This window comes from Burkholderia stagnalis (genome assembly GCF_039848545.1).
GTDB classification, from domain to species: Bacteria; Pseudomonadota; Gammaproteobacteria; order Burkholderiales; family Burkholderiaceae; genus Burkholderia; species Burkholderia stagnalis.
In genome coordinates, this window is sequence record NZ_CP156686.1 from 1,734,119 (window position 1) to 1,754,262 (window position 20,144).

A 20,144-nucleotide genomic window follows, 5' to 3' on the forward strand; every position below is an offset into this window, starting at 1 on the left:
TCACTGCGGCGCGGCCGCCCTCGGCTGCGCCGCCGCATCCGCGGCGATCGTGCCGCCGCCCGGCAGCCCGGGCAGCCCCGGCAGCCCGGACGGCAACGGCGGCAGGCCCGGCGTGCCGATGCCGCCGCCGCGCGAGCCGTCGTCGACCGACGAGCCGCGATAGATCACCACCGTGTTGCCCTGCCACGCCGGCCGCACGCCGCCATCCGGCGCGGCCGACGGCGCGCGTGCGACCTCGCGGGCCGCGCGCGACACGTCGCCGGCCCACACCGGCTGCGTATCCGGCTCCTGTTCGTCGCCGCCCGGCGTCTGCCCGCGGTCGCGCGTCGCGAAGCTGCGCAGCGCGAGCGACAGCGAGCCGAGGCGCGTCGCGACCAGCACGACCTGCGCGGTGCGCGGCGCGACTTCGAGCGTGACCGTGCGGGCGCGGGCGGCCGCGTCCGGCGCGCTCGCGGGCGCCTTCGCGCGCTGGAATTCCGAGCCGACCGCGAGCACGCGCGCGCGCCGCACGACCGTCTCCGCTTCGTAGGTGCCGGGCGTCGTCGCCGTGCCGCCGATCTGCTGCGTGAGCACCACGTCGACGAAGTCGCCCGGCTGGATCAGCCCCGCGTTGCCCGACACGTCGTCGACCGGCACCGAGATCGCGCGCATGCCGGGCTGCAGCGCCGCCGCGAGAAAATCCGGCGCGCCGGCCGGGATCACGTTCTCCGCGCGGATCGGCGTGCCGGCGCCGACACGGCTGCGCAGCAGCGCGCCCTTCAGGTCCGCGCCGGGCTGCGACTCGACGAACGCGCCGGGCGGCACCTGCGCGCGCGGCAGGCGCTTCCACGCGAGATCGTTGTCGCGCAGCAGCAGCCCCTCCGGCAGGTCGGCGGCCGCGACGCGCACGCGCTCGTCCGCCGCTTCGCCGGCCATCTTCGGCGTCGACGCGGCGACGTACACTTCGCGCAGGATGAACGCGCCAATGCCGGCGGCGACGATCAGCACGGCCAATCTCAGAGTCTTGGGCATGGCGGCGTGCGTCCCCCGGCTAGGTTGGCGAAACCGCGTAAGGAAACGGCGCCCAGACGGCCAGCGCCCCGCCGAGCGCGAGCGCGACGCCATATGGCACACCGCGCACGCCACGCCCGGCGGCCGCGCGTGCGGGCGCCGCGCGCCGCCGCCATGCGCCGCCCGCCAGCATCGCGATGCCGCACAGCGTGCCGCACGCGCCGACGATCACGAGCACCGGAAACGCCAGCGCCGGGCCTGCCCACAGGAACACCGCCGCCGCCAGCTTGACGTCGCCGCCGCCGAGCCAGCCCGCGTGACGCATGCCGCCGAACAGCAGCAGCATCGCCGCGGCGGTCGCGACGTGGCCAGCCAGCGGCGCGACGCCTTCGCGCGCGAGCGCCGCCGCGACGACATACAGCATCGCGAACGCCAGCACCGCGCGGTTGGACAGGCGCCGGTCGCGCAGGTCCTGCACCGCGAGCGACGCCAGCACGACCGTCGCCACCGACTGCACGAGCGTGAGCATGGGAGAGCCGTTCGTCGGCGCGCCCCCGGCACGATGCGCTCTGCCGCTGCGGATCCGTGCAAGCGTCGGTGGCGCGCGGGTTCAGGGGATCAGATCAGGCTCGTCACCTTCGTGATCAGCGTCGAGAACACGCTCGGCAAGCCGCCGGACGTGCTGCTGAGGATCGCGCCGACCGCCGCCAGCGCGACCACGACGATACCGGCCAGAACCGCATATTCGAGCGAGCTGACGCCACGTTCGTCGCGCAGCAGGGACTTGACGTATTGCAGCATGACAACCTCCGTGTGACGGGGCCGGTAATCGACCGTTGAACGTAAAAAAGCTGCGTTGCTCCGGCGGCTGCGCATGGCGTGAGCCAGGTTGCGACTCATGCGGGTGGCCCGGCATCGGCCGCCCGCATCCCCCGGAGTCCTCTCGACTGCTGCGACACGCTGAATGCAACGGCGGCACGTGCCGTTTCATTTGCGCCTCTTTCGCGCGGCCGTGCTGCCACGATGCCGGCCACGTCGATTCGTCTAGGGTATAGACAATTTTTTGGGCGATTTCAAATAATTTGGCGTCGGAGTGCATTTATGGATAGCACCCCGCAACGATGAAAACCATGCAGCTCATCCGCTGCAATTATTTCTCGCGACAATCGACGCGGATCACACCCCGCAGAAAGATTGTTAACTGCCGCGATACGTCATTTCCGGCGACCCGGATAACCCATTTTCATTCGATTTTTCGATATGCCGGACAGCTTCATGTTCGCCATTTCAAGCGTCGGATCGCGTGCATGCGCCGGAAATTCATTCGCACGCCGCGCGGAGAACCCGGTAAATATGACGGGCCCGAATCGCGCTTTTTTGATCGAATGCTCCGGCCGGTCGGCATGCCAATCCGCCATCGCCGTTGCAGCGCGTTTCCATTCGGCGACTGCCGGATTCGGCATGCGACGCCATTTGAGACGATCGGAATCCTGATCGAATGTCCAATGCCCGCCCGCCGCATGCCGCGCCCACCACCCGGCCCGGCAACCCGCGAAGCGGCGATAAGCATAGTTCAAATCGTTGCTTGTCCCGCGCGGGCGGCGTCCACCAGAATGGCCCGACGCCACCCGGCCCGACTTCGTTCCCTCTTGACCCGACGCACCATGACCGATCGATTCCCTTCCCCCCTGCGCCTGCTGCGATCGCTGCTTGCCGCCACCCTGATGACGCTGGCCGCCACCGCCGCGCATGCCGACAAACCCGCCGTGATCCGGATCGGCGTCGCCCAGCAGGGTTCGGGCGACCCGCCGACGTTCGGCGGCTCGTCGGCCGCGACCGTACAGATTCAGCAACTGCTCGAAAAGGAATTCGCGGCCGACGGCATCAAGGTGCAGTGGCTGTTCTTCAAGGGCGCGGGCCCGGCCGTCAACGAGGCGATCGCCGACAAGTCGCTCGATTTCGCCTACCAGGGCGACCTGCCCGCGGTGCTCGCGCGTGCGAACGGCCTGAAGACGAAGCTGTTGGTGGCCACCAGCGTGCGCGGCGGCGTCAAGATCGCGGTGCCGCCCGATTCCGACGTCCGCTCGCTGAAGGACCTGAAGGGGCGGCGCGTGTCGATCTTCCGCGGCACCAACCTGCAGCTGGTCGCCGACAACGCGCTCGCGAAGAACCAGCTCGACGAGCGCGACCTGCGCGTGATCAACCTCGACAACGCGAGTTCGCTCGCCGCGCTCGCGTCGAAAGGCATCGACGCGTCGGTCGGCGACTATTCGCTGTACAAGCTGCGCGACGCGGGGCTCGCGCGGATCGTCTACGAATCGCAGCAGGACGGCCCGCAACTGACGCGGCAAACCCACCTGCTGGTGCTCGACGAGTTCGAGCGCGCGCATCCGGACATCGTGCAGCGCGTCGTCACCACCGTCGTCAAGGGCGCGCAATGGTCGTCGGACGAGGCGAACCGCGATGCGCTGTTCAAGCTCTGGGCGAAAAGCGGCGTGCCGGTCGCGTCGTGGCAGGCCGAATACGCGAACCAGCGGCTGAAGGACCGCGTGTCGCCGCTGATCGATCCGTTCCTCGTCGCACGCTACAAGGCGGTCGCGCAGGACGCGCTGAGGCTGAAGCTGATCCGCCAGCCGGTGAGCGTCGACGGCTGGTTCGAGCCGAAGTATCTCGACCAGGCGCTGCGCACGCTGAAGCTCGAACAGTTCTGGCCGCGCTACGACGCAGCCGGCAAGCCGCTGTCGTCCTGATTCGGGAGGCTGCCGGATGAGCGATACCGCGATCACGATTTCCGCCGCGCCGCACGCAGGCGCGGCCGTTCGCCCGCCGCGTGCGGCGGCCGGCCTGCGGCGCTGGCTGTGGCGGCTCGCGCCGTGGGCGCTGCCCGCGGCGCTGTTCGCGCTGTGGACGGTCGGCTGCGCGCGCGGCTGGATCGCGCCGCAGATCCTGCCGCCGCCCGAGCGCGTGGTTGACTCGCTCGTCGAACTCGCGGCGAGCGGCGACCTCGCGCGCCACACGCTGGTCAGCCTGCAGCGCGTGCTGCTCGGCTTCGCGCTCGGCACCCTGCTCGGCTTCGCGACCGGCGCCGCGCTCGGCCTGTCGCGCACGGCCGCGGCGTACGTGCTGCCGAGCTTCAACGCGATCGTGCAGATTCCGGTGCTCGGCTGGCTGCCGTTCCTGCTGCTGCTCGTCGGCGTCGGCGAGCCGCTCAAGTACCTGCTGATCGCGCATGCGGCACTCGTGCCCGTGACGTTGAGCACGCTGCAGGGGTTCCGCCAGGCGCCCGCCGCGCTCGACGAGGTCGCGCGCGGGTTCGGCTACAGCCGCCGGCAGCGCATCCTGCACGTCGTGCTGCCCGCCGCGGTGCCGACGCTCGCGACCGGCGTGCGGCTCGCGTTCACGAAATCGTGGCTCGCGCTCGTGGTCGTCGAGCTCGTCGCGTCGTCGGAAGGGCTCGGCTACCTGATCGTCTATGGCCGGCAGCTGTTCCAGCTCGACCTCGTGATGGCGGCGGTGGTCGTGGTCGGTGCGGTCGGCTTCGCGATCAACCGGCTGCTCGATGCGCTCGAAGCGCGCCTGCGGCGCGGCCTGCCGTCGGCGTTTCGCGGCTGATTTCGCGGCTGACCCCGCGCCCATTTCCGGAGGCAACCGCCGTGTCATTCGCTTCTTCCCCCGCCGCCGCGCCCGATCGCCGCCACGCGGCCGACTGGCGCGGCATCGTGCTGCCGCTCGCCGCGTTCGCGATCTGGTGGGCGCTCGCCGCGTCGCACGTCGTGAAGAGCGGGCTGTTCGTCAGCCCGGACGCCGTGCTGCGCACCGCATGGGCGCAGGTGACGAGCGGCGCCCTCACCCGCGCGCTGTCGGCGTCGCTCGCGCGCGAGGCGTGCGGCTTCGCGATCGGCGCGGCCGGCGGGCTGCTGCTCGGCACCGCGCTGGGCCTGTCGCGCATCGCGGCGCGCACGATCGGCCCGAGCTTCGACACCTTCAAGCAGATCTCGCTGTTCGCGTGGATTCCGCTGATCTCCGTGTGGTTCGGCCTCGGCGACGCCGCGAAAGTCGTGTTCCTGTCGCTCGCCGCGCTGCTGCCGGTGGCCGCGCACACCTGCGACGGCATCCACGCGGTGCCGCGCGCGTACGTCGACGTCGCGCGGGCGCTGCGCTATTCGCGCGTCCAGCTCGTGCGGCACGTGATCCTGCCGGCCGCGCTGCCGTCGATCTTCACCGGGCTGTATCTCGGCCTCATCTATTCATGGCTCGCGACGCTCGGCGCCGAATACCTGCTGGTTGCCGGCAGCGGCATCGCCAACACGCTGATCGACGGCAGCGAACAGTTCCGGATGGATCTCGTGCTGTTCGGCATCGTCGTGGTCGGCGCGACCGGCTGGGCCATCAATGCGCTGGCGCGCGCGCTCGAACGCCGGGTGCTCGCCCGGCGCGGCGACCTGCGCGCTTGACGCTGCTTCGTTCTGCTTCGTTCTGCTTCCCAGTTCCGTATCGCCTTCACCGGATAGCCTCATGACGACCACCGCCTCCGATTCGATCGACATCCGCCACGTCGGCAAACGCTACGCGCAGCGCGGCGCGTCCCTCGTCGTGCTCGACGACGTGTCGCTGCATGTGCGCGCCGGCGAATTCGTCACCATCGTCGGCGCGAGCGGCTGCGGCAAGTCGACGCTGCTGCGGCTGATCGCGGGCCTCGACGCCGACTACGATGGCGAGATCCGCGCCGGCGACGCGCTCGTGCGCGACACGTCGCTGCAGCGCGGGATCGTGTTCCAGGACCATCGGCTGTTCCCGTGGCTCACGGTCGCGCAGAACATCGAGGCGGCGCTGCGCAACGCGCCGCTCGACCCGGCCGCGAAGCGGCGCGCGGTGGCCGACCATATCGCGCTGGTCGGGCTGAACGGCTTCGAGCACGCGTATCCGCACCAGTTGTCGGGCGGGATGGCGCAGCGCGTCGCGATCGCGCGCGGCCTCGTGAACCGGCCGCGCGTGCTGCTGCTCGACGAGCCGTTCGGCGCGCTCGATGCGCAGACGCGCGCGCGCATGCAGAACGAACTGCTGCGCATCTGGGAACAGGAGCGCATCACGATGATCCTCGTCACGCACGACGTCGACGAAGCGGTGTACCTCGGCGACCGCGTCGTCACGATGGCGCCGCGCCCGGGCCGGATCGAACGCATCGTCGGCGTCGACCTGCCGCGGCCGCGCCGCCGCGACGCGCCCGCGTTCGCGCGGCTGCGCGACACGGTGCTGGCCGATTTCGACGACAGCGAACCGCCGGGTGAAGACAGGCCCGGCAGCGGATCCGGCGGCACGCCGGCCGACGCGGGCCGCCCGCATCCGATCGGCGCGTGGCGGCTCGCGTGGTAGCGGCGCCGCCCGCGCCGCGCTCAGCAGCGAACCGCATATCGATCATGCGTGCCGCGCCGCTAAGGTTGTGACGATTCATCGGTTCAGTTTCGGCGCGCGCGCTGATTGAATGAAGGCTCGATCCCCCTCGCGTCCAGGAGATGCCCGATGTCCGAAGTCCAGCACGCCGCCCACCCGTCATCGCATGCGCCGCACGCGGAACCCCGCGCGTCGGCCGTCCCGCTTCAGCTCCGCCCGGTCGCGGGCCGGATCGGCGCCGAGATCGCCGGCATCCGGCTGTCGTCGACGCTCGACGACGCCACGTTCGACGCGATCCAGGCCGCGCTGCTGCGCCACAAGGTGCTGTTCTTCCGCGGCCAGGCGCATCTCGACGACACCGCGCAGGAAGCGTTCGCGCGCCGCTTCGGGCACACCGTCGCGCATCCGACCGTGCCGTCCGTCGACGGCAGCGCGCACCTGCTCGAACTCGACTCCGTGCACGGTGCACGCGCGAATTCGTGGCATACCGACGTGACGTTCGTCGATGCGTATCCGAAGATCTCGATCCTGCGCGCGGTCGTGATCCCGCCCGTCGGCGGCGACACCGTGTGGGCCAACACCGCGGCCGCCTATGCGAACCTGCCCGAGCCGCTGCGCGCGCTCGCCGACACGCTGTGGGCCGTGCACACGAACGCTTACGACTACGCGTCGACGCACGTGAACGCCGACGAAGCGCAGCTCAAGCGCTATCGCGAGGTGTTCACGTCGACCGTCTACGAGACCGAGCACCCGGTGGTGCGCGTGCATCCGGAAACCGGCGAGCGCACGCTCGTGCTCGGCCACTTCGTGCAGCGTTTGAAGGGCCTGTCGGCGCACGATTCCGCGCATCTGCTGCAGGTCTTCCACGAGCACGTGACGCGCCTCGAGAACACCGTGCGCTGGCACTGGCAGGAAGGCGACGTCGCGATCTGGGACAACCGGGCGACGCAGCACTACGCGATCAACGACTACGGCGACGCCCGGCGGGTCGTGCGCCGCGCGACCGTGCACGGCGACGTGCCGGTGGGCGTCGACGGCCGGCAGAGCGTCGTGCTCAAGGGGCCCGGCGCGACGCTGCAATGACGCCTCGCGCATCGCGGCGGCGGCGCCGCGGTGTCACCATGATTCCGCCCTGCCCTTCGTCTCTTTCAGCCAGGAGCCTCCCATGAGCGCCGTACTCGAACCCGACACCCGCTCGATCGACGTCATCCCGCTGTCCGCGCACATCGGCGCGGAAATTCGCGGCGTCGACCTCACGCAGCCGCTGGCGGCCGCGCAGGTCGCCGAGATCCGCGCCGCGCTGCTGCGCTGGCGCGTCGTGTTCTTCCGCGAGCAGTTCCTCACGCACGCGCAGCACGTCGCATTCTCCGCGCAGTTCGGCGAGCCCACCGTCGGCCATCCGGTGTTCGGGCACGTCGACGATCATCCGGAAATCTATTCGGTCGCGAAGTACCGCAAGGCGATCCGCTTCGACGGCGAGCCGATCCGCCGGCCGTGGACCGGCTGGCACACCGACGTGACGGCGGCCGTCAATCCGCCGTGGGCATCGATCCTGCGCGGCGTGACGATTCCGCCGTACGGCGGCGACACGCAATGGACCAATCTCGTGCGCGCATACGAGACGCTGTCCGCGCCGCTGCGCGGCTTCGTCGACGGGCTGCGCGGCATCCACCGCTTCACGCCGCCGCCGGGCGCGCGCGCCACCGGCGCGTTCGACGACGCGGTCGCGCAGCGCCCGCTCGTGACCGAACATCCGCTCGTGCGCGTGCATCCGGAAACCGGCGAGCGCGCGCTGTACGTGAGCCCGAGCTTCCTGAAGTCGATCGTCGGCCTGACGCCGCGCGAGAGCCAGGCGCTGCTCGAGCTGCTGTGGGAACACGTGACGCGGCCGGAATTCACGGTGCGCTTCAAGTGGGAGCCGCGCAGCATCGCGTTCTGGGACAACCGCGCGACCGCGCACCTCGCGCCCGTCGACATCTTCGATCTCGACGCCGATCGCCAGCTCTATCGCACCACGCTCGTCGGCGACGTGCCGGTCGGGCCGGACGGCGCGCCGTCGGTCGCGCTCGACGGCACGCCGGTGGGCGCGGCGGCCGCCATCGCGCTCAACTGAGCGTCGGCCGAAGCCGGCAAGCGCGCCGCGTCCTGCGGCGCGCTCCCCCCATCAATCCAGCCACACCCCGTCGAACCGGTGCCCGCCGAGCGGCGAGTATGCGAGGCCGCGCACGCGCTTCGACACCGGCAGCGACACGATCGACGTCGCGATCGGCGTGAACGGCACCTGATCCTTGAACACCACCTGCGCCTGCTCGTAGAGCGCGGTGCGCTTCGCGACATCGGCATTCGCGCGCGCCCGGTCGACCAGCTGTTCGAAATCCGCGTTGCACCACTTCGACAGGTTGCTGCCGTGCACCGCGCTGCAGCCGAGCAGCGCGCCGAGCCAGTTGTCCGGGTCGCCGTTGTCGCCGGACCAGCCGTACAGGATCGCGTCGTGCTGCCCGTCGAGCTTCGAGCGGCGGTTGTATTCGCCCCATTCGTAGCTGACGATCTTCGCGCGCACGCCGATCTTCGCCCAGTCCTGCTGGATCAGCTGCGCCATCAGCCGCGCGTTCGGGTTGTACGGGCGCTGCACGGGCATCGCCCACAGCGTCAGCTCGAAGCCGTTCGGAAAGCCCGCGCGCGCGAGCAGCGCCTTCGCCGCCGCGAGGTCGCGCGGCGCATCCTTCAGCCGCGGGTTGTACGACCATTGCGCGGGCGGCATCGGGTTCGTCGCGATCGTCGCATCGCCGTTGAACACGGTCTTCAGGATCGCGGCCTTGTCGACCGCGATGTCGAGCGCGCGCCGCACGTCCACGCGGTCGAGCGGCGGATGCTGCGTGTTGTACGCGACGAAGCCCACGTTGAAGCCCGTTCCCGAGAACAGCGTGAGCTTCGCGTCGCGCCGCACCGTGTCGAGATCCTCGGGACGCGGGAACACCGATATCTGGCATTCGCCGCCGACGAGCTTGCGCAGGCGCGTGGCCGGGTCCGGCGTGATCGCGAACACCAGATGCGCGAGCTTCACGTCGTCCGGCTTCCAGTAGTCGGGGTTCGCGTCGTAGCGGATCACCGCGTCCTTCTGGTACGCGCGCAGCTGGAACGGCCCGGTGCCGACCGGCAGCTGGTTGATGTCGGCCTCGCGATGCTGCGCGGCGAGCTGCGCCGCATACTCCGCCGACAGGATCGACGCGAAGGCCATCGCCAGGTTGCGCACGAACACCACGTCCGGCGTCTTCAGCACGAAGCGCACCGTGTCGTCGTCGAGCTTCTCGATGCGCTCGACGTTGCGGTCGAAGCCGAGATCGCTGAAATACGGGAAGCTCGTCGGGTACGCCTTGCGGAACGGATCGTCGCGGTCGAGCATCCGGCGGAACGTGAACACCACGTCGTCGGCCTGGAACGGGCGCGTCGGCTTGAACCACGCGGTGGTCTGGAACTTCACGCCGCGCCGCAGGTGGAACGTGTAGACGCGCTGGTCGGGCGACACGTCCCAGTGCGTCGCGAGCCCCGGCTCGAGATCGAGCGTGCCGCGCTTGAACTGCACCAGGCCGTTGTAGATCGTGAACGTGCTCGCGTCGAAATCGGTGCTCGTGGTGTGCTGGCCCGGATCGAAGCCGGCCGGGCTGCCTTCGGTGCAGAACACGAGCGTCTTGCCGGCGGGCGCGGCGAAGGCGGGCGCCGTCGCGCCGGCGAGCAGCAGCGACGCGGCGATGCAGCGAAGGGCCGTCACGGCACGCGGCGCGTGGCGCGCGCGGCGCACGGCCGACGAAACGAAAGGGATCTTCATGGTGGCGGAAAGGGTGGCTGTCATGCGAATGACGACGGCCGATCTTCGCGCGCCTCCCGCCGATCGCTTACCAATTAATTCCGCGTTGCTTATCGCTGCGGGTGCATCCCGCTGCCCGTGCACGGAGATCGCCGCGCGAGCATCGCCAGCCGCCTTCTGGCCCCCTGCGCGTTTTCCGAAACGGGCGCATCGTGTCGGTTCATGCCGCCGCTTCCTGGAGGACTCACGATGCCTGTCAGCCCCGATACATCCGCTCGCCCGGTAAAGACGCCGGGCCCCGATCACCCGATCACGGTCGAGCCGCACCCGTTGCGCGTCGTGGTCAAGGCGGCCGGCAAGGTCGTCGCCGATACGCGCCGCGCGCTGGCGTTGCGCGAGGCCGCCTACCCCGCCGTGCTCTACATCCCGCGCGACGACGCCGACATGACGCTGCTCCAACGCACCGATCATGCGACGTACTGCCCGTACAAGGGCGACTGCGGGTACTACTCGATTCCCGCCGGCGGCGCACGCGCGGTCAATGCGGTCTGGACCTACGAGCAGCCGTACCCGGCCGTCGACGCGATTCGCGGGCACCTCGCGTTCTATCCGGATCGCGTCGATTCGATCGAGGAAAGCCCGATCGGCACCGATTGAGCGTCACGGCACCCTGCCGATCCATCGTTCACGCATCGGGCGCGCCGCTGATTTGCATATGCGCATTCGTTGGTTGGCCGCCGGCGTGCGCGGCCGTATCGTCGTGGGTCCGGCGCGGGCCGGCCCGTGGCGCGTGTCGCCCGTGGCCGGCCCCGCCGTGTGCCGACCGCGCCGCTTCCGCGCGCGGCCCGCTCCCTCGCCGCCAGGACACCCGATGAACGACACACCGCACGCAGACGTCGCCACCGATACGACACCGCCGAACCCGCATCGCCGCCAGTGGCTGCAAGGCGCCGCCGCCGGGCTGGCCGGGCTCGCGCTCGGGCCGCTCGCGGGCCGGCAAGCGCACGCGCAAGGCAACGGCACGCGGCTGCGCGTCGGCTTCCAGAAGTACGGCAACTTCGTCGTGCTCAAGGCGCGCGGCACGCTGGAGAAGCGGCTCGCGAGCCAGGGCGTGTCGGTGCAATGGCTCGAGTTTCCCGCCGGGCCGCAACTGCTCGAAGGGCTGAACGCCGGCGCGATCGACGTCGGCACGGTCGGCGAAACGCCGCCGATCTTCGCGCAGGCCGGCGGCGTCGACTTCGTCTACATCGGCCACGAGCCGCCCGCGCCGCGCGGCGAGGCGATCGTCGTGCTGCCCGATTCGCCGATCCGCACCGTCGCGCAGCTGCGCGGCAAGAAGGTCGCGCTCAACCGGGGCTCGAACGTCCACTATCTGCTCGTGAAGGCGCTCGAACACGCGGGCCTCGCGTACACCGACATCCAGCCGATCTACCTCACGCCCGCGGACGCGCGCGCCGCGTTCGTGCAGCGCAACGTCGACGCGTGGGTGATCTGGGATCCGTACCTGGCCGCCGCGGAACGGCAGCTGAACGCGCGCGTGGTCGCGAACGGCGAAGGGCTCGTGCGCAACACGCAGTACTACCTCGCATCGCGCAAGTACGCGGCCGCGCAGCCGCAGGTGCTGCGCGCGCTGCTCGACGAAGTGGACGCGGTCGACCGCTGGGGGCGCGACCACGTGCCGGAGGTCGCGGCGCAGTTGTCGCCGCTGGTCGGGCTCGACGCGCCGACGCTCGAAATCGCGCTGAAGCGCGCGGGATACGGCGTCCAGCCGATCACCGACGAGACGCTCGCCTACCAGCAGAACATCGCCGACGTGTTCAGCACGCTGAAGCTGATCCCGGGCAAGGTGACGGTCGCGAACGCGCGGTAAGCGCCACGCGATGGCGGATGCGGACCGGTCGCGCGGCGCGCGCTTCGTGTACGCTACCGCCCACCATGACGATCCATCCCCTCCGCACTTTCCTGATCGCCTCGGCGCTCGCCGTTTCCGTGACTTCGCACGCGCAGCAGGTCGGCGTGGTGACGGGCGGCGTCTACTACACGCCGAACCCGCATCTCGCGGCCGGCACGCCGCTGCAGATCCTGCCCGACGACGACACGGGCGTCGCCCGCTGTTGCGCGACCATCAAGGGGCCCGCCAGGAAACCGCCGAGGCAGGTTTTCGACAGCCTGCGCGACCGCACGATGGCCGCGTATGCATTGACGATGCCGCCGTCGATCCCCGCTGACGCGTCGGGCTTCGGTGTGGTCGGGCCGGCGCGTTTCGTGCGCGCAGGCGCGCATCCGGAAGCCGTGCTCGACGACGACCTGCGGCTCGCGTTTTCGACCTGCACGTCGACGGAAGGCGTGCATTACCTCGGCAGGAAGCCCGGCAGCCGCAAGCTGCTGGTGCACCTGTACCTGTACTTCGACGGCGAGTTCGAGCCGAACTGCAAGGACAGCGACCTCGACGGCGGCGGCGCGGCCGGCAAGTAGCGTCACCACGCCTGCCGGTAGATCTCCAGCGCATCGGCCTCCGTCACCTCGCGCGGATTGTTCACGAGCAGGCGGGTTTGCAGCATCGCTTCGGATGCCATCCTCGGCAGGTCGCCCTCGGTCACGCCCACGTCGCGCAACCGGCGCGGAATTCCCGTCGCGACGATCAGCCGATCGATTTCGTCGATCAGCGCGCGGGTTTTCGCGTCGTCGCTGCCGGTCGCGGCCGGCGCGACGATCGCCGCGAGTTCCGCATAGCGCGGCGCGGCCGCCGGCGCGTTGAAGCGCAGCACGTGCGGCAGCACCAGCGCATTCGACAGGCCGTGCGGCACATGGAAGATCCCGCCGACCGGATACGCGAGCGCGTGCACGGCCGCGACCGGCGCATTCGCGAACGCCTGCCCCGCGAACATCGCGCCGACCAGCATCGCCTCGCGCGCGTGGCGATCGTTGCCGTCGTCGCAGGCCGCGAGCAGGCTGCGCGACAGCAGCGCCAGCGCCTGTTGCGCGAGCATGTCGGACACCGGGTTCTTCAGGCGCGCGGACGTATAGGCCTCGATCGCGTGAACCATTGCGTCGATGCCGGTCGCCGCGGTGGCCGCGCGCGGCAGGCCGAGCGTCAGTTCGGCGTCGAGGATCGCGACGTCGGCGAGCAGGTGCGGCGACACGACGCCCATCTTGCGCGCTTCGCCGACCGTGACGATCGACACCGCCGTCACTTCCGAGCCGGTGCCGGCCGTGGTCGGCATCTGCACGAGCGGCAGGCGCGCGCTCGTGACCTTGTCGACGCCGTACATGTCCGCGAGCGGCTGCTGCCCGGGCGCGAGCGCCGCGATCAGCTTCGCGACGTCCATCGACGAGCCGCCGCCGAGGCCCAGCACGATTTCCGCATCGGCCGCCATCGCGCGGGCGGTTGCGTCGAGCACTACGTGCTCGGGTGGATCGGCGATCACGTCGTCGATCACCGTCGCCTGCCAGCCGTGCGCAGCCAGGCTTTCGAGCGCCGGCGCTAGCACGCCGCTGCGATGCAGGAACGCATCGGTGACGACGCACAGCCGCACGAGCGACGGGAAGCGTTCGCGCAGCAAGGCGCCGAGCTTGCGTGCCGCGCCGAACTCGACGATCAGCGTCGGCACGGTGCGGAATTGGAATGGGGTCATCGGGTGTCTCCGGAGTTGGCGCCGCGCGCGTGTCCGGCAGCGCGGCGTGGCTGCCTGCGGGTCGGCGGTCGGGCAACGGCGGGAGCGTTGGCCGACTGCGTGAACATGCGGGGTTTCACGGTAAGCGTCAAGTCCGGGGCGGAACGAGGTTCGGTTCGGGGATTCAAGCGGCGTTACAGAAAATCCAGGATGCGACCCCGCGATCTACGGCCCAATCGTGGGACATTGTCGATCCCCTTTTCCGCACTGGAAAAGTGCCCGGGCAATGTGGTATACGTCTCGCTGAAAAAGGTTGAAGCGCGAAACTGAGAGATTTCGCGGGCGTTTTGCGAGTAGAGCAATGGCGGCCGACAACGGCACGCTTTGACGAAACCGCATCATCATTCCGGGGCGATTGCGCGGCGACCGAGATCCGCCGTGCAGCCGATGAAACCATGCCAATATCTTCATCCGTGCCGGCGGCGTCCGGCCTGTCGGGCGGGCCTTCCGACGCGCAACTGGCGGCAATCGCCCGGCAGTTCGATCAACTCGCGTCGCCCTTCTCCCAGGCCCAGCGGTTGTTTCGGATCGCGCTCGCCCCCGACTCCGGCCTCCCGGACGGCGCACTTCTCCCGTTGCGGCTCATCGGTAGCGAAGGCATTTGCGAACCGTTGCGATACTCGCTCAAATGCCTGTCGACCGACGTGCGTTTGCCGCTCAAGACGTTGAGCGGGCTGCCAATTGCCTTCCATATCGTCGACGACCACAATCGCAAACACACGATCTGCGCGATCGTCACCGCAGTCGACCAGATCACCTCCGACGGCGGATTCGTGCTGAACGAGCTGACGTGCGTCGACGCACTCGGCGTGATCGAGGAACGGGTCACGTGGCGGGTGTTTCCGGCCGCATCCGTCATCGACGTCACCGATGCGATCCTCGGCGAACACGTGCGTGAAAACCACGTTCTGGCCGGCGCCTTCGAGCTGGACACGAGCCACTTGCGCGGAACGTACCCGCAACGGGCGTTCACCATGCAGGCCGGCGAAAGCGATGCCGGGTTCCTGATGCGGCTCTGGCGTCGCGAGGGCATCGCATGGTATTTCGCGCATGAAGTCAAGAATGACCACCCGGTTCATACATTGCGGCTGGTCGACGACATTCACGCGTGGCGCAATAATCCGGCGCACTCGGTCCGGTTCAATCGCGCCGACGCAACCGAGCCCGAGGACACCATCGTCGCGTTCCGCGCACATCGCCGCGTGACGCCCGCAAGCGTACAGGGCCGCTCGCATGATTATCGAACCGGCCGTCCGCAATCGGTGTCGGAAGATAGCCGTGCCGATCAGGGCACGCGCGGTCACGCGCTGAGCGCGACGCTCAGCCGCTACCACTATGACGCCCCTCACGTCGCCGACAGCCTTCTGCATTACGAACAGATCAACAGCCGTCGTCAACAGGCGCACGCGCTGCGCTCCAAGGACTTTTCGGGCGAAAGCGTCGTACGCGCATTCAGTGGCGCCGCCGGCTCGATCTTTACGTTGAACGGTCATCCCGAGATCGATACGCATGCCCCCGATCAACGCCGCTTTCTGCTTACGTCCGTCGAAGTCGACGTTCGCAACAACTTCCTGCCGCGGTCGCCAGGCAATCGCCTGACCGCCGACGCGACGGACGAGCCTGGCTACCTCAATCGCTTTCGCTGCATACGCGCGGATATCCCCTTCGTGCCCGACTACGACCCCGCCGCCGTGCCGCATCCGGGGCCGATGACCGCGAGCGTTGTCGGCGCCCCGGGCGCCGAGATCGACGTGGACGAAGAAGGCCGAATCGCGGTCCGCTTCCACTTCGCCCGGCAAGAGGATCACCCAGTCAAAGGGGCAAGCGGCACGCCGCGCGACTCCGCGCGCATTCGCTACGCTCCACCGTGGGCCGACCAGCGCGCGGGCACGGCATTTTGGCCACGCGTCGGCAACGAGATCCTGATCCTGTTCCAGCATGGCGACCCCGACAAACCGATCGGCATCGCGACCCTGCACGGCGCGAACACGCCACCGCCGCAGTTCTCCGGCGCTGGCGCGCTGCCCGGCAATGCGGCGCTGTACGGGATTCGCTCAAAGGAGGTCAAGGGCGTTGGCTACGGCGAGCTTCTGTTCGACGACACGACCGGGGAGACGAAGACCAAATTGTCGTCCGAGCATGGCAAGACCCAGCTCAATCAAGGCTGGATCGGTCATCCGCGTGCGGACGGCCGATCCGAGAAGCGCGGCGAGGGTTTCGAATTGCGCACTGATCTATCCGGCGCAATTCGCGCTGCACAGTTGATGATCAGCACGGATTCCCGTCAGAACGCGACCGGCAAGGTCATGGACCGGCAGGAACTGATCGGACAGCTGGAGACGGCCCTCGCGATCGCCAGGCAGCTTGCGAGCCTCGCCGAAACGCATGAGGCGGATACGACCGATACCGACGGACAAGAGAAGCTCGTCGAGCAGATCAGGAAATGGGAGGACGGGGCCGGCGGCGGCGCGATCGCGTTGAGCGCTCCAAACGGCATCGCGGCTGCGACGCCGCGCAACATCGTCGCGTCGGCAGGCCGGCACCTGGACATGATCGCCGTACAGGATGCCAACCTCAGCACGGGACGCAAGATCCTGCTGCGTGCGGCCCAGGGCCTGTCCGCATTCGCGAAGGCCGGCATGAAGCTGATTGCGGGCACCGGCGACGTGGTCGTTCAAGCGCAACAGGGCAAGGCCGAAGTCGGCTCCGCCGAGCGGCTGCATCTGTACTCGCTGAAGGAACTGCTGATCGAGGCGCCGAGCATCACGTTCAAGGCCAGCGGCGTCACCTACTCGCTTGCCGACGGCAAGGTGCTCGCGTCGTCGAGCGGCCCGCACACCATCGAGTCCGCAGGCTTCACGCATTCGGGCGGAGGCGGCGGCAATCCCGACCTGCCTCACATGCCGGCGTCGACGATGCAGACAGACGAGAAATTCGCCGTCGCGACGCGTCGCGGCGACGCGTTCTCACGGCTCGGGCATCAGGTCGAGGACGAGACTCAGGCCGTGCGCGACACCGGCCGCCTTGCTGCCGATGGCGCACACGAAACGACCGTGCAGGATGCCCAGATTCGACCGCTGACTTTCATTCCGAAACTTTGATCGACCATGGCGACGCCAGAAACCGAACCTCCGCTCACGACCGGCTGCCCGGTCGACCCGAAGGCGCGCCGTCGCGTATCGTTGCAGTTCGACGACCAGACGGGCGACCCCTACTTCGAAAGCGTCACGAGCCCGACGAATTTCAAAATGCGGGCATTGTGCGTATTGCCGCCACGACATGTCATTCCGGTCATCTTCGTGCCCGGGATCATGGGCAGCAATCTCTGTTCGAACGGCACGGACGCGGACGACGGAACCGCGGCATGGCGACCGCCGAACGGCAAGATACAGGGTCTGGGGGAATTGTGGCGACGCGCCAATCAAACGCCGGCCGAGCGTCAGAAGCAAATGAAGCCCGAATCGGTTCGAGTCGATACCGGCGGAAAGATCAGCATTCCGCGCAGCCTGTACACGATCACGGAAAAGGAAGCGCGCAAGCGTGGCTGGGGCGAGGTGCATCTCGACAGCTACGGACATGTGCTGGCCGAACTCGAGATCGCGCTGAACGAACAATACCTCGACGCAGGCACGAAGGACCACACCCTGATGCCCGTTTGGGAGATCGCCAAGACCCTGAGACGCAGGGAAGGCAGCCACGCGTCGGGTAAGGACGTCGACGTGGTCGACAAGGACTGGCATCCGGTCAACACGACCGTTCCCCCCCTCGGCAGCCAGGAATTCTCCAGGCTCGACGACTATTTCTTCCCGGTATGGGCTTGCGGCTATAACTGGCTGAAGAGCAATGAAGAATCGGCACAGGAGCTGATTGCCCGCATTCACACGGCCCTCGACTATTACAAACGTGGAAATTACTGGATTTCAACCGACAAGGTGATCGTCGTCACCCATTCGATGGGAGGGCTCGTCACGCGACGCGCGGCTCAGGATCTCCAGGAGACGATCCTGGGTGTCGTTCACGGTGTACAGCCCGTCGGCGGTGCCCCGGTGGTCTATCGCCGCCTTCGAGCCGGGACCGAAACGAACGGCTGGTTCGATCTGCAGGGCATGGCGCTCGCCGCCGTGTTCGGATGGAGCGCTGCCGACATTACGTGTGTGATGGCAAACTCTCCAGGCCCGCTCGAATTGCTCCCGACGAAGCAGTATCCGGGCGGCTGGCTACGCTTCGTCCAGGAGCGAGGGGGTCAAAGCAAGGAAGTGATGCCCCGCTTGCCGAATGCGGACCCCTATCTGGAAATCTATTCGAAGCGTGCACAGGAGGTATGGTGGGGCATGGTCGACGAGATGCTGATCGACCCCGCCAACAAGACGCCCAAGGGAATGGAACCCTATGGGCAATACATGGTGACGCTCGGCGCGGCGGAAAAATTTCACGACACCGTGAAACTCGATTGCCACCCGGTGACCTATGCGCATTACGGCTACGACGCCAGGCAGATATCGTTCGGGCGCATCGTATGGAAGACGAGCGACGAGATCCGTCCCGGCTCCGACCTCGGATCGGATATCGCCAGCCTCCTGTCGAATGCGAAAGCAGCATCATTCAACGAGCTGGGCAAATCCACCGTCCAATTGGGCGATAGCAACATCCGGTTCCGCCTCGAGAACCATCAGGAACCGACTGAATACGACATGGCCAATGCCGGCGACGGCACCGTTCCGTCGCAGTCGGGCGCGCTGATCGAGAAGGGGTCGCCGGCGCCCAAGGTATTCCGCATGGATGGCTTCGACCACGCGGCAAGCTACAAGAACGAAAACGTCCTGAACAACGTGATGTACTGTATCGCGAAGATCGTACAGCTGGCGCCGGCGATCTCGGCCGATGCATCAGGAGGAGCACCCGCATGAACACAAAGGTGTGGCCGGCGCTGTTCGCCGGCCTGATTGCTTTTCCCTGCCTTGCGAAAGAGCCTTCGATGAGCAATGTGAAAACCTACTGCTACGGCCGCTATCTGGTCGATCTTCCAGCGGACGCCCAACTGACCGGACAGGGATATGAATACGACTACGGACGCATCGACGCATCGAAGGAGGACAGCGACCTGGCGGGTTTCGACAGGCGCATGAAGACACGGTACGAAGCCCTGAAAGCAGGCAAACAGAAAGACGGGTTCGACGTTGCCGCCGAACGTCAGCCGGCGAAGAACATCCGCATCTTCGAGCTCTCGAAGAAAGTGATTACGTTCATGGCGGGCGGCTTCGAAGCGTACAAGTGGGATCGCGGGACGACGTTCAGCATGCAGTACTCGGGCTATTCCGCCGAAAAACTGCCGTCCGTCGTTGCCGGCGTGCAGGGTGAGGTGCTCGACAAGCTGCAGTATCGCGAACCGGACGACATTCCATCGAAATCCGGCTTCTGTCTCGGCAACGGCTTCATCGCCGGGGCCGGCACGACCGAGCAGCCGGAAGAAGCGTGGATGAGCTTCCGGTTTCCGCAATGGCCGGGGGTCGTCGTCACCGTGCGTTCGATGACCGTGTCGAAGCCCGGCGAGCCGAAGCTCCTCGCGCGCCTCGGCAATGCATCGTCCTCCCGATCGCTCTCCGGCTTGCTGGCCCAGGTCCACGTTCTGCGCAAGGGCGAGCGAATCGCAGCCGGCCGCGCCGGCGAGGAAATGCTTTCCACGGTTCCGACAGACGGCGGATACAGGCTGCATCAGTTCCGCTGGGAGGCGCAGGGTACGAAACTCAACGCCCCGCTGGACCCGACGCTGATCGTCGAATTCCAGAGCGGCGCGAAGTACGACCACGGGCAACCGATTCGCCCCAAGGTCACCGACGAGCAAGCCACCCAGCTGTTCGACGCCGTCGTCAATTCGATCCGGTTGCGGCCAAGCGCCGGCGGCACCTTGTCGGACGGCGGCCCCGCCGCGCCGCTCCCGCTCGGCACGCTCGCGGCCACCGGCGCCCCGTGTCCGCAAACGGGATGGTGGACATGCCCTGAAGCAAGCGGACACGAAATCGTGGGCGGCGCGCGCCAGCTGTTGACGCAAGGGTCGGTCATGCCCGCCGCGCAGGTGCTGGACAAGGCGCGCTGGTTCGACAAGGCGCGCGGCAAACACAGGCAATTCAGTATCTCGACCACCTGGCAACTCGTCGGGTACGCCGATCCGCAGCCCGACACCCCGCCACGCGGAAAGGCGGGAGACGGCGTCGACGACGCGACACCCGAAAACGATGCCTGACACGTGGGCGGTCATGTCCTGGCCTCGGCGTTTCCGGCCGATC

At 68.2% G+C, this 20,144-nt stretch carries 18 protein-coding genes; 12 read left to right on the top strand and 6 right to left on the bottom strand.

The genetic code is table 11. The annotated features are described in order from the left end of the window. The 4 genes from cpaB to ABFO07_RS24465 all read right to left on the bottom strand — a co-directional run bounded on the left by cpaB (position 1) and on the right by ABFO07_RS24465 (position 2,567). Complete coding sequence (gene cpaB, locus ABFO07_RS24450) at positions 1–1,011, bottom strand: Flp pilus assembly protein CpaB (protein ID WP_347468716.1); 1,011 nt, start codon at positions 1,009–1,011, stop codon at positions 1–3. Between the two features lie 19 nt (positions 1,012–1,030). Next, positions 1,031–1,519 (bottom strand): A24 family peptidase, encoded by a 489-nt coding sequence (locus ABFO07_RS24455; RefSeq protein ID WP_059563571.1) that lies wholly within the window; start codon positions 1,517–1,519, stop codon positions 1,031–1,033. A gap of 89 nt (positions 1,520–1,608) precedes the next feature. After that, complete coding sequence (locus ABFO07_RS24460; protein WP_059884242.1) at positions 1,609–1,791, bottom strand: Flp family type IVb pilin; 183 nt, start codon at positions 1,789–1,791, stop codon at positions 1,609–1,611. 413 nt (positions 1,792–2,204) lie between these two features. After that, entirely contained in the window at positions 2,205–2,567 is a 363-nt protein-coding gene (locus ABFO07_RS24465) for a hypothetical protein (RefSeq protein ID WP_124490237.1), read from the bottom strand. A gap of 87 nt (positions 2,568–2,654) precedes the next feature. Here ABFO07_RS24465 and ABFO07_RS24470 point away from each other — a divergent pair, with 87 nt between their 5' ends. The 6 genes from ABFO07_RS24470 (at position 2,655) to ABFO07_RS24495 (ending at position 8,494) form a co-directional block, all read left to right on the top strand. Next, the gene (locus tag ABFO07_RS24470; protein WP_059982555.1) at positions 2,655–3,740 is read left to right on the top strand and encodes an ABC transporter substrate-binding protein; all 1,086 of its coding nucleotides are present in this window, start codon (positions 2,655–2,657) and stop codon (positions 3,738–3,740) included. 16 nt (positions 3,741–3,756) lie between these two features. After that, positions 3,757–4,602 (top strand): ABC transporter permease, encoded by an 846-nt coding sequence (locus tag ABFO07_RS24475; RefSeq protein ID WP_347468717.1) that lies wholly within the window; start codon positions 3,757–3,759, stop codon positions 4,600–4,602. A 41-nt stretch (positions 4,603–4,643) separates the two neighbouring features. Further along, the gene (locus ABFO07_RS24480; RefSeq protein ID WP_347468718.1) at positions 4,644–5,444 is read left to right on the top strand and encodes an ABC transporter permease; all 801 of its coding nucleotides are present in this window, start codon (positions 4,644–4,646) and stop codon (positions 5,442–5,444) included. A 61-nt stretch (positions 5,445–5,505) separates the two neighbouring features. Next, on the top strand, positions 5,506–6,363 hold the full coding sequence (locus ABFO07_RS24485) for an ABC transporter ATP-binding protein (RefSeq protein WP_059910491.1): 858 nt from the start codon (positions 5,506–5,508) through the stop codon (positions 6,361–6,363). A gap of 147 nt (positions 6,364–6,510) precedes the next feature. After that, positions 6,511–7,464 (top strand): TauD/TfdA dioxygenase family protein, encoded by a 954-nt coding sequence (locus ABFO07_RS24490; protein WP_059988952.1) that lies wholly within the window; start codon positions 6,511–6,513, stop codon positions 7,462–7,464. 82 nt (positions 7,465–7,546) lie between these two features. Then, a complete protein-coding gene (locus ABFO07_RS24495; RefSeq protein ID WP_059963828.1) occupies positions 7,547–8,494 on the top strand; it encodes a TauD/TfdA dioxygenase family protein in 948 nt (315 codons plus the stop codon). 51 nt (positions 8,495–8,545) lie between these two features. On the opposite strand, the gene ABFO07_RS24500 is transcribed toward ABFO07_RS24495, so the two are convergent. Then, the gene (locus tag ABFO07_RS24500) at positions 8,546–10,207 is read right to left on the bottom strand and encodes an ABC transporter substrate-binding protein (protein WP_059924095.1); all 1,662 of its coding nucleotides are present in this window, start codon (positions 10,205–10,207) and stop codon (positions 8,546–8,548) included. Between the two features lie 228 nt (positions 10,208–10,435). Here ABFO07_RS24500 and ABFO07_RS24505 point away from each other — a divergent pair, with 228 nt between their 5' ends. The 3 genes from ABFO07_RS24505 (at position 10,436) to ABFO07_RS24515 (ending at position 12,661) form a co-directional block, all read left to right on the top strand. Continuing rightward, complete coding sequence (locus ABFO07_RS24505) at positions 10,436–10,843, top strand: DUF427 domain-containing protein (RefSeq protein ID WP_059884250.1); 408 nt, start codon at positions 10,436–10,438, stop codon at positions 10,841–10,843. Positions 10,844–11,057: 214 nt separating this feature from the next. Further along, positions 11,058–12,056: a sulfonate ABC transporter substrate-binding protein gene (locus tag ABFO07_RS24510; RefSeq protein ID WP_059808406.1), complete on the top strand. Its 999-nt coding sequence runs from the start codon at positions 11,058–11,060 to the stop codon at positions 12,054–12,056. Between the two features lie 65 nt (positions 12,057–12,121). Continuing rightward, positions 12,122–12,661 (top strand): hypothetical protein, encoded by a 540-nt coding sequence (locus tag ABFO07_RS24515; protein ID WP_060013694.1) that lies wholly within the window; start codon positions 12,122–12,124, stop codon positions 12,659–12,661. 2 nt (positions 12,662–12,663) lie between these two features. Here the strand turns inward: ABFO07_RS24515 and ABFO07_RS24520 are convergent, their stop codons facing one another. Continuing rightward, entirely contained in the window at positions 12,664–13,821 is a 1,158-nt protein-coding gene (locus ABFO07_RS24520; RefSeq protein ID WP_347468719.1) for an iron-containing alcohol dehydrogenase, read from the bottom strand. A gap of 434 nt (positions 13,822–14,255) precedes the next feature. Between ABFO07_RS24520 and ABFO07_RS24525 the strand changes: the two genes are divergently transcribed. The 3 genes from ABFO07_RS24525 to ABFO07_RS24535 are packed head-to-tail and all read left to right on the top strand — an operon-like array spanning position 14,256 to position 20,101. Continuing rightward, positions 14,256–16,961 (top strand): type VI secretion system Vgr family protein, encoded by a 2,706-nt coding sequence (locus ABFO07_RS24525; protein WP_347468720.1) that lies wholly within the window; start codon positions 14,256–14,258, stop codon positions 16,959–16,961. Positions 16,962–16,967: 6 nt separating this feature from the next. Further along, a complete protein-coding gene (locus tag ABFO07_RS24530) occupies positions 16,968–18,767 on the top strand; it encodes a hypothetical protein (protein ID WP_059988943.1) in 1,800 nt (599 codons plus the stop codon). Continuing rightward, complete coding sequence (locus ABFO07_RS24535) at positions 18,764–20,101, top strand: T6SS immunity protein Tli4 family protein (RefSeq protein ID WP_059563557.1); 1,338 nt, start codon at positions 18,764–18,766, stop codon at positions 20,099–20,101. The genes ABFO07_RS24530 and ABFO07_RS24535 overlap by 4 nt, the downstream gene beginning before the upstream one ends. Positions 20,102–20,144 lie beyond the last annotated feature (43 nt).